Origin of the sequence: Methylobacterium sp. E-041, from assembly GCF_022829665.1 — a bacterium.
Taxonomy (GTDB): Bacteria; Pseudomonadota; Alphaproteobacteria; order Rhizobiales; family Beijerinckiaceae; genus Methylobacterium.
Window position 1 is genome coordinate 1 of the sequence record NZ_JAKSYQ010000274.1, and the last position, 2,446, is coordinate 2,446.

Sequence of the window (2,446 nt, forward strand, 5' to 3'; positions counted from 1 at the left end):
GCCGGGCGAAGACCGCCGCGTCGCCCACCCGCCGCGCGGTGGCCTGGAACGTCGATTCCGACGCGTCCACCAGCCGCGCGAACTGCTTGGGCATGCTCTCGCGCGATACCGGCCACAGCCGCGTGCCCGAGCCGCCGCACAGGATCACGGGCAGGATAGCCAACGACACTGTGGGGGATTGCAAGATTCTGTTCATGGCTTCCAGCCAGCTCATTGTTTTGTTAGCTTTAGTCTTCCTCGGAAGTGATCGAGCACTTCGGCGAGCGCCGCGTCACAGTCACCGCAGAGCGATCTGCCGATCGCGGCGCGCAGCCACGTCGTGTCGCCCGCCGCCCCCGTGATCAGGATCCGTTTCACGGTTGCACTGGGCTCGGGGCGGACACGACGCGGCGTTTGCGGATCAAGCGCGGCCGCCGAGGCGCTTCAGGTCGGCCTCAACCATCTCCTAGATCATCGCCTCGAGTGCGATTTCGGCCTTCCAGCCGAAGGCGGCCTCGGCTTTGGCCAAGTTGTCCAGCAGCACCTCGACCTCGGCCGGCCGGTACAGCTTCTTGTCGATGACCAAGTGGTCCTCCATGGCGAGGCCGACATGCCGGGAGGCGAACGCGCTTTTGTCGCGCACCGTCGTCGTCCCCCCGGTGGCGATCACGAAGTCGTCGGGCTTGTCCTGCTGCAGCATCATCCACATCCCCCGAGTGTAGTCCTTGGCGTGGCCCCAGTCACGCTTGGCGTCGATGTTCCCGAGCCGCAATTCCTTGTCCAGTCCCAGCTTGATCCGTCCGACGCCATCCGTGATCTTGCGGGTTACGAACTCGACGCGTAACTATCTACCCCTGTGACGGCCGGGTTCTGGCGCCGATGGTTTTGAGGGTGGTACCGAAGGGGCTGCCGCCGTTGAGGCGTGCGGTATCGACGACGGTGCGGATGGCGGTTTCGCCCTCGGCGGCCCACGTCGCGCGGTAGCTGTTGGTGACCTTCCGCTGGACGATGGACGGACGCAGCAGCCTCTCTGAACCGTTGTTGGTCGGTTCGACTGCGCCGGGGTGGACGGGGAAGACGAGGAGATTATGACGATCCCGGCCGATCTTGGCCTGGAGGTCGCGGGTCAGGTCGCTGCGGCTCGGCGTGGCGAGGATGGCGCTAAGTTGTCGATCCAGACTTCGACGTTTGGCGGCCAGCGTCGAGGCGGCCAGATCGGTGACGCGCTCGGCCGGGGCGAACACGGATTGCAGCTAAAGTTGTAGGCGCCAGGTGATCGTCTCTCGCTTCGACGACGTAGGCAACGTCGCGGGCGAGATGGGCAAGGCAGGTCTGGTGGGTGGCGGCGTGGCTCTGCTGGGCGATGTAGCGGTCCGAGATCCACACCGCTGGCCGATGCCCGTCCATCATCTCCCTCACCACGACGGCGCCCCGCGTCGGCGATGTCGTGTGCACCGCGGCCTTGGGCCGAATGGAACACTCAGTGGTAGGCGTTGCTGCCCTGGATGCACACGCCGGTCTGGTCCGAGGCGACGACGGTGGCCCGACGCTATGTCGAGACGGCTTCTTCGCGCCCGGGCCGGAAGCACGCTTGCACCCGACGGAGCAGGTTCATCAGCCCGCCTTGACTGAGCGTCAAGCCGAACAGGTCCGACAGCGCTGCCTGCAACCGTTCGTAGGAGAGCACCTGGAAGGTCTTCAGATACGTCGCCACCGCATAGAGCCGTTGTGGGTCGAAGGGCGTCCCGCGCGCCGCCTCCGGCACCAGCGCGACGACCCGCACCCCGCACGTGGGAAGTGCACGACCAGCCGCCCATGCTGGTTGACGGCCGGTGCCACCTCCGGCAGCTCGATCCGCTCGGACACGCTGACGATCTCCGCGGGAAGCCCCTCGTGCAGAGAGCCGCCCCAGCACGTGCAGCGTTCCGGGCGATGCTCAGCGATCGCATCGGGGTCCTCGCTCATCACGCGGCTGTAGCCCTCATGGCCAGCCTTCGCCCCACTGAATTTGGCCTTCTCGCGCCGCTCCTTGCGATCCGTCGCTGGTGGCTTCGAAGACGTGCATGAGGTCTTGGCCGGGCGCTGCATACTCAGCACCAAATCGAACAGTTCCTCGCGCCTAAGCCACTCAAGATCACTCCGGCCATCCCACGAAGAAATCAATGTAATCCGACCCGCTCAAGCGGGTGGATAATTAGCTCGACCCCGCGCAGCGGGCTCTCGTGGTTGAACAGGATCCCGTTCGAGGCGTGCAGGGCGAAGCTCTCGCGGTAGTTGACCGTCATCCAGTGAGCGTAGAGCTTGGCGACGCCGTAGGGCGAGCGCGGGTAGAACGGCGTCGCCTCGCTCTGCACCTGCTCCTGGATCAGGCCGAACATCTCCGACGACGAGGCCTGGTAGTAGCGCGCGTCGGGCTTGAGGGTGCGCACGCATTCGAGCAGGTTGACCGCGCCCAAGCCCGTGATCT

2 protein-coding genes and 3 pseudogenes are annotated in these 2,446 nt (G+C 65.7%); all 5 read right to left on the reverse strand.

Translation table 11 applies throughout. The features are described 5' to 3' along the window. On the reverse strand, positions 1 to 214 hold a 214-nt coding region (locus MKK70_RS24535; RefSeq protein WP_409568321.1), incomplete at its 3' end, for a sugar phosphate nucleotidyltransferase. After that, a complete protein-coding gene (locus MKK70_RS24540; protein WP_243950492.1) occupies positions 211 to 357 on the reverse strand; it encodes a hypothetical protein in 147 nt (48 codons plus the stop codon). The genes MKK70_RS24535 and MKK70_RS24540, both read right to left, overlap by 4 nt. Positions 358 to 445: 88 nt before the next feature. Continuing rightward, positions 446 to 817 (reverse strand): annotated as a pseudogene (locus MKK70_RS24545) (GDP-mannose 4,6-dehydratase); the annotation flags it as partial. Positions 818 to 827: 10 nt separating this feature from the next. After that, positions 828 to 2,067, reverse strand: a pseudogene (tnpC, locus tag MKK70_RS30740) (IS66 family transposase). Between the two features lie 104 nt (positions 2,068 to 2,171). After that, positions 2,172 to 2,446 (reverse strand): annotated as a pseudogene (locus tag MKK70_RS24560) (GDP-mannose 4,6-dehydratase); the annotation flags it as partial.